This window comes from Acinetobacter sp. YH12235 (genome assembly GCF_013417705.1).
Lineage (GTDB): Bacteria > Pseudomonadota > Gammaproteobacteria > Pseudomonadales > Moraxellaceae > Acinetobacter.
Map to the genome: position 1 here is coordinate 56,308 of NZ_VPDL01000020.1, position 7,605 is coordinate 63,912.

2 protein-coding genes and 1 pseudogene are annotated in these 7,605 nt (G+C 45.6%); 2 read left to right on the top strand and 1 reads right to left on the bottom strand.

The window, feature by feature from the left end; all coding sequences use genetic code 11:
- Positions 1 to 39 precede the first annotated feature (39 nt).
- Both FTV13_RS11220 and FTV13_RS11225 read left to right on the top strand, forming a co-directional pair.
- Complete coding sequence (locus FTV13_RS11220) at positions 40 to 2,796, top strand: autotransporter assembly complex family protein (RefSeq protein ID WP_180012066.1); 2,757 nt, start codon at positions 40 to 42, stop codon at positions 2,794 to 2,796.
- Between the two features lie 37 nt (positions 2,797 to 2,833).
- A complete protein-coding gene (locus FTV13_RS11225) occupies positions 2,834 to 7,357 on the top strand; it encodes a translocation/assembly module TamB domain-containing protein (protein ID WP_180012068.1) in 4,524 nt (1,507 codons plus the stop codon).
- A 38-nt stretch (positions 7,358 to 7,395) separates the two neighbouring features.
- On the opposite strand, the pseudogene FTV13_RS15615 reads toward FTV13_RS11225, so the two are convergent.
- Positions 7,396 to 7,605 (bottom strand): annotated as a pseudogene (locus tag FTV13_RS15615) (DDE transposase); the annotation flags it as partial.

Here is a 7,605-nt window from a genome sequence, read left to right on the forward strand (position 1 = left end):
AAATAATCAATTAAAGAATGTATTCGTTTAGAGTTTGCTATGCCCGCAAAGAGAAAATTTAAACAAACGATGCTGAATCGTAGTATGGGGTCTCTCGTACCGTATCATGGCCGAGCCAGGCTATGTATGAGTATATTTTTCATGATGTTATCGCATCAGGGCATGGCACAAACTGAGCAGACGGAAACTCCGGTAGCACTCTCTCAGGCAGAAATGATCGAAGAGTTATCCCAGGAAGCCGTTCGACAAGGGGTAGCTACGACCGAAGCTGAAGCGACAGAAAAAGTTGAAGAAGCCTTAGAACCTGAAACTTCGACCGTAGATAGTATGCAAATGCTGCAAGAGCAGCAGACTATGGGAACGTCTCTGGGTGAATTTCAGCCAATTGAGTTTGATGATTTAGAAAGCCTGCCGGTGCAAACGATTGACCAGAGCATGGCCAATGAGATTTATCAGGTTGCGGAAGAAGCGAAACGCGAGGCGCAAGCCTATCGCCAGACCGCGCAAACTGAAACAGTAGTCAATGATATGAGTCAGCAGGAACTGGTTGAAATCAATCAGGCACCTGTGAATGTTGATCAGCTTATGCAGTCCATTCAGGCCGATAGTCAGATCATCGTGCAAAGAAATGAGTCGGATGCGACCTTATCCGAATTGCCTGCACCAACAACGCCTGAAAATGACAAACGTCCGAATATTTTCAAGCGACTGTTTTATAAAATCCGTCCACCTCGCCAGATTATGACCGCCAGTTTGCCTCGGATCAGTGCAGATGTGGTCATTGTGAATGGAAATGGCACTGCGCAAAGCAATGGCGGATTGAATCGTAAAGCCCAGTCAGAAGGTTATACGAATCTCAGAAATAATGTAAAAGCTAAACTTTCCAGCTTTACCCAGGAATCCTTTGAAGATTTTTCATCTGCATTACCGCAACTCCGTAATCTGTCCAATCAGGCTGCCCAAGCTGTAGGTTATTACAATGCCCAGTTCAGATTTGAAAAATTATCTGACAGTCGGGTTAGAGTCTATGTGACTCCGAATGAGCCGGTCATTATCAATACCCATAATATTGAGTTTAGTGGCCCAGGTGGTGAACAGCCGCAGTTCCAGGTTATTAGTCTTCTACCGGAACAGGAAGAAGGTGATATCTTTAACCATGGGGATTATGAAAAAACCAAAGACCGGATTAATACCGCAGCCAGCAATAATGGTTATTTTGATGCGTACTGGCGCTTGCATGATGTGCGCATTGCCCAACCCGAAAATACAGCCGATGTGAACCTACGCTTTGAAACAGGTGAGCGTTATAAACTGGGTAATGTAGAGTTCAGGATGAGTGATCCTGAAAAAGAATTTCCGCTAAATCGTGATGTACTGGAAAGTCTGGTTACTTGGGAAGATGGTGCTGATTACACCTTCTGGCGTGTGAATAGTCTGGCCAACAACCTGACGAACTCACGTTATTTTAACTATACGCTGGTGGATGCGATTCGTCCTGATCCTATTGATCGAGAGCTGGAACTGGCACCGGATATTCAGAGTCTGATAGAAGAACAGAAGTTTTCAGAAGATGAAATAGGTGTAGCCAAGAAAGCTGCACCGGCATCCGATCAGGAAGTTACCCAGGATGTGGTGGATGAAGATCAGTTTGCTGGTAGTCGTGATGCAGAGAATCCAAATTTAAGAACTTTGCGGGTTCAGCAACAGACTAAAGAAGACGAAGAAGAACGTTTAAAGGCTCAGGCTCGTGAAGAGAAAAAAATTCCGGTGATCGTGACACTGAATGCAGACCGTCTTAACAGTGCCGAAGTTGGTCTGGGTTATGGTACGGATACCGGAACACGCTTACGTGGACAATATCGCCGCGCGATCGTAAACAAGCGTGGTCACTCATTTGATGCCAACCTTGAATTGTCACAAATCCGTCAGTCAATTGATGGCCGTTATAATATTCCATACAACCATCCACTTAATGACTATATCAGTATCGTAGGTGGTTATGAGCGTGAAGAACGTGATGGTGTGGCTCAAGGTGATGGCCTGTTAATTGAATCCGCGGTACTCGGTGCTGACCGGATTATTAAAAACCCGCGTGGCAGCTGGCAACAAACTTACGGTCTGCGTTACCGCCTGGATCGTCTGACGCAGGATGGTTCGGTCGATTTTAGCCAGATTCCGGAAGCATTCAGATTCAATACTGAAGATGAACAGCAGTCTTTACTGGTGGGTTATGAAGTTTCCCGTACCGATAGTGATCGCCGGGTGAATCCGACCAAGGGCTTTAAGCAAACCTATAAAGTCGAATTGGGCAGTGAAGCTTTATTGTCTGATGCCGATATGGCGATTGTGAATGCAGGCTGGCGTTTTATCTATTCATTAGGCGAAAATGCCGATCACCAGTTTGTCGGTCGTGCGGATCTGGGTTATATCTTTACTGAAGATTTTGCCAAAGTACCCTATAACCTGCGTTATTTTAGTGGCGGTGACCAGAGCATCCGTGGTTTCGACTATAAGAGCCTTTCTCCAGAAATTGAAGGCTTTAAAGTGGGCGGACAGGCTTTGGGTGTGGCTTCACTGGAGTATAATTATCAGTTCAGGGAAGGCTGGCGCGCTGCGGTATTTGCGGATGCCGGAAATGCCTATAATGAGGATTTTAGTAATCCAACAGAATATGGTGCGGGGCTGGGGATTCGTTGGGCTTCACCGATTGGCCCAATTCGTTTAGATGTGGCGACCGGACTGTCGGATGATAATTATCCGATTCGTCTGCACTTCTTTATTGGCTCGCAGTTATAAAACATTTATTAATTAAAAATAGTTATTTGGGTAGATCATGGTCGAGAACCAACCACAGCCAGAACAAGAGCAACAACCTGAAGTTGTGCCGAAAAAGCGCCGTATATTTAGAAGTATTCTATTGTCGGTTCTTTTTTCTCTTATTTTTCTGCTGTCTGTACTGGCGATCCTGTTTTCTACCGATAAAGGCAGTAAATTTCTGCTCGATCAGGTGATGCAGCGCCAGGAAATCATTCATTATGAATATGAAGGTGGCAACCTGTGGCGCGGGATTATCCTGAAAAATGTTCTGGTCACCCTGAAACCGGTCGATGTCAAAATTGATCGTGCTGATGTCAAGCTGGGTTGGCGGGCGATTATCAAAAAAGAAATTCATCTGACTGAAGCAGATGTACTGAATTTACAGATTATTAATAAAAATCCGCCAAGTGATGAGCCATTCAAGTTCAATGCTATTCGTTTACCGTTTGTATTGCGGGTTGATCATTTACTTCTCGATCACTTGGTGATTAAAACCCAGACCAATGCAGTTGATTTTTATAATATTGAACTGAATGAAGCATTATGGTCAGGTACCGAGCTGAATTTCGAAGATTCCCGCATGGATATGGGCTATCTGTCGGTACGCGAAGCTACCGGGAAAATGCAGTTTGAAGGTAAATATCCACTAGATGCACGCGGGATTTTAAATCTGCCTTCACTCAGAGAAAGCCTGAATATTCACGATATTCAAGTACGTGCTAGAGGTACACTGGATACTATTCAGGCCGGGGTCGCGACCAACACGCCAGATTTGCTGACGGGCTGGGCGATTCTGCACCCGATGCGTCCCAATGTACCCATGCGTGGTGAACTCCAGTTCAAGCAATATCACTGGCCAATCCTGACAGAGCAAAAACTGTTTACGAAAGATGGTGTGGCCGAGTTTAATGGGAATACCAAGCGCCTGGATTTGAATGTCCGCACCGATATTGAAGGTGAAAATATCCCGGATGGGCAATATACCGCAGTGATGTATACCGATCTGGTCAATCAGCTCAATATTACTGATCTAAATGGTCAGCTAATGAAAGGTTCGGTAAGCCTGGCAGGTACTGTAGGCTGGGCTGATCGGGTGGATTGGGATCTGACAGGTCGCATGAATGGGATTGATCCAAAACATCAGCGAATTCCACAGGTGGTGCAAGACTTTCTGCCACCAAGTCTGGACGGTAATATTGCCTCTACCGGTAACCTGGAAAATGGCCTGCATTTAACAGGACTGGTGGATTTTGACCGCTATGAAACCTGGAATATCAAGCTGGATCAGAAGCCGGTTAAAGACAATAAAGCTCAACCGATGTTACTGGATGTGGCCTGGAAAAATATTGATCGTGCTGTGCCTTATATCGGCTGGTTAAAAAGTGAATCAGGCGATGTTGATCTGGTACTGGTCGAAGGCCAGCAGAATATCCATGTCGCTACTCAGGTTGCTCAGCATGAAGAAGGGCTGTTGCCGACAGGAATGTATCAGGCACAACTAAACCTGAAAAATAATATTCTGAATGTTCCAAGTTTTAAATATAGTGGAAATGGACAGGCCGGCAGTCTAACAGGTAATGCACGGGTTGAACTGCCAGAAGAAAAACGTCAGCTCAAATGGTCCGCAGTATTAAATGCCCAGAACCTGAATACTCAAACTCTGGCTGCAGCTTCACCAATTGACCGCTTGAATGGTCGGGTAAAAGCCAGTGGTTATGCACGCCCGAATCAGCAAATTATTAATCTTAGCGGTGTAGATCTGACCGGACGACTGGCTGCGCAAAATGAAACCGTTCATCTGACAGGTAATAGTAATATTGCCTTGTTGTTCCATGATGAAAAAGCAGGTGGCGGATTCAAAAGTTATGCGGTCAATTATGATGGTGCATTAAGTGCCAGCCAGATCAAGGCCAGTCAGGGATTGTTGAAACTGCGCTTGTCAGGTACGCCTGATATGCTGAATATCAAGGAACTGCGTCATGATGGTGTCGCAGGAAAAATTAATGCCAATGGTCAGGTGAATCTGGCAAATGGTATTGGCTGGAATGTAAATGCCTCTCTGGTGCGATTCAAACCTCAGTATTTCAATGCCAAGCTTAAAGGTGAATTGTCTGGTAATCTGCAAACTCAAGGTGTCTGGTCGGATGCAGTGAAGCGTATCCAGATTCAACGCTTAAATCTGGCCGGTATGTTGAATAATAAACCGGTACGCGGTAAGGGTAATCTGGCTGTATTGATTGACTCCAAGCAGCGTGGTTTTGTACCGCAGCAGTTTGAAGCCAATAACCTGTTCCTGTCTTATGCCAGCAACCAGCTACAGGCCACAGGTAATGCGCAGAATTTGCAACTTAAAGTGAATGCGCCGGCATTATATGAGCTTTATCCGGGATTAAGAGGCCGGGTACAAGGCTATATTAATATGCAGGCACAACCGCGTTTACAAGCAACTGCAAATCTGGCAGTGGATAATTTTGCCTTCAAGAACCTGTTTAGCGTAGACAAGATTCGGGTACGTGGCCAGTTGCCGACTTCACAAACCACACCGACTTTATTGACTGCGACCATGGATCAGTTGCGTAGTGGCAATAGACAGATTGTACGTGGTGAAGTTTCACTGGCTGGAACCCGCGCCGCGCATGTACTGCAAGTTCAGGCTGAAAACAAGCTGTCTAAATTCTTTGTTCAGCTGGCAGGTGGTTTTAATGCACAAAATAACTGGTTAGGCCAGATCCAGCGCGGTGATTTCGACTCACTGCGTACCCATCTGGTACAGCGTCAAAATGCAGCTGTGATTTATAACACTGCACAGTCGGATCTGTTTGTTGGCGTTCATTGCTGGATGAGTCAGCAAAGCCAGCTCTGCTTTGATCAGCCGATTCGAGTCAATAAAACTCGAGGCAGTGCTTCTTTTATTACCCGTAACCTTGATCTGGCTGACTTTAGTGCCTTCCTGCCAGAAGGTATAGCATTAACCGGTAAAGTGAATGGTTATGCCAAGGCAGCTTGGGCACAAGGTGCTAAACCGAAGATTGATGCACGTCTGGTAACCCGTAATGGGGTGATTGGCTTATCTTCTGATGATCCGGAATATTTAGGCTCGACCTTAAAATATGATGAAGTGGGGCTGGTCGCAAAAAGCGTGGCTGCTGGACTACAGATTCGTCTGGATGTGAAAACGCCGGATATTGGTACAGGCTATGCCAATGTGATTATTGATCCATATCGTGACAATAAACCAATGCGTGGGGAGATTGCCTTTAACCAGGTTCAACTGAAGGTCTTTAAGCCATTCATTCAGGATGTGCGTAATCTGGATGGTACCTTGTCTTATGCAGGTAAAATTAGTGGAACGTTAACCGATCCATTACTTGAAGGTGAAATTCGGGTTAAGGACGGGGCGATCAGTATGATTTCATTGCCAGTCAATCTGACCAATGTGCAGCTCTATTCATCAGTCCGTCAAAATACCGCGACTATTAATGGTGCATTTAATAGTGGTCGTGGCGCTGGTAAATTAACTGGCTCTGTAGACTGGAAAGGGGATCCTCGCGTACAGCTTAAACTTCAGGGTGAAAATTTGCTGATTCGTCAGGCACCACTGATTACTGCGGTGGTTACACCTGATTTGACCTTGGATATGTATCCGTTCAATAAAAAATTGAGCTTGAGTGGCAAGGTCGATGTTCCTCGTGCACTGATTTCAATGCCTGAAGCGTCTGAACCTGTGGTGGGCTTGTCTTCTGACGTACGCGTAGTACGTGAGGGAGATGACCAGCTCGCCATTCTGAAAGCTGCACGTCCATGGGATATTCGCGCAGATGTTGCAGTGTCGTTAGGAAACCAGGTGATCTTCCAGGGCTTTGACAGCCGTATTCCACTCTTAGGTCGTGTCAATCTGACGCAACGTGGTCTGGAATCTGCGATGCGTGCCAATGGCGCGATCGGGGTATCGCAACGGGTGAAAATTGAAGCCTATGGACAAAGTCTGGATCTGAACCGTGCGATTGCGCGTTTTAATGGCCCACTGTCGAATCCAACTTTAGATATTGATGCCAATAAATCCATTCAAGGTAGTACGGTGGGTGTACGTGTCACTGGTACAGCCTCAAGTCCTGCCATTCAGGTGTATAACGATGCTGGTCTGTCTGAACAGGAAGCGTTGAATGCCCTGATTACTGGTCGTATCAATGAAGGGGCTTCAGGTTTAAGTCAGGCGGAAGGTTTCAGATCTGATGTAAACAACACCATTGCAGCCGCAGGGATTAGTCTGGGCTTGGGCGGTACGCGTGCCTTGACCAACCAGATTGGTCGTAGCTTTGGCCTGAGCGGCCTGGCACTGGATGCACAGGGAACCGGGGATGATACTCAGGTGTCTGTAACCGGTTATATTACGCCAGACTTATATATCCGTTATGGGGTTGGCGTATTTACCCCAGTGAACAAGCTGACTTTACGTTATCAAATGAATCAGCGTTTATATCTGGAAGCCAGTCAGTCTTTAGAGCGTGCAATTGACTTGTTCTATAACTGGAGATTCTAATCTAATAAAAAGCCCTCTAAATGAGTAATGCCAGTCAGTTAAGAGATTGACTGGCATTTTTTTGGGTATTTCTGTGGTTTCCCTTTCACAACTCGTGGGTAGTTTCTACTTCTTTTTTTCAGTAAAACATACCTTTTAGATTTTTCCATTAAACTTTCTAGATGTTTAGGCAAATTACCTGCGGAAGCCAAAGAATCAAACTTCAATAGGTTAAGGATAGCAATAGAGGTAATATGAAAGCTCATTCT

Bases quoted from the DNA above. Each gene is read 5' to 3' on its own strand.
- FTV13_RS11220 (WP_180012066.1), top strand. From the start codon at position 40: ATGCCCGCAAAGAGAAAATTTAAACAAACGATGCTGAATCGTAGTATG.
- FTV13_RS11225 (WP_180012068.1), top strand. From the start codon at position 2,834: ATGGTCGAGAACCAACCACAGCCAGAACAAGAGCAACAACCTGAAGTT.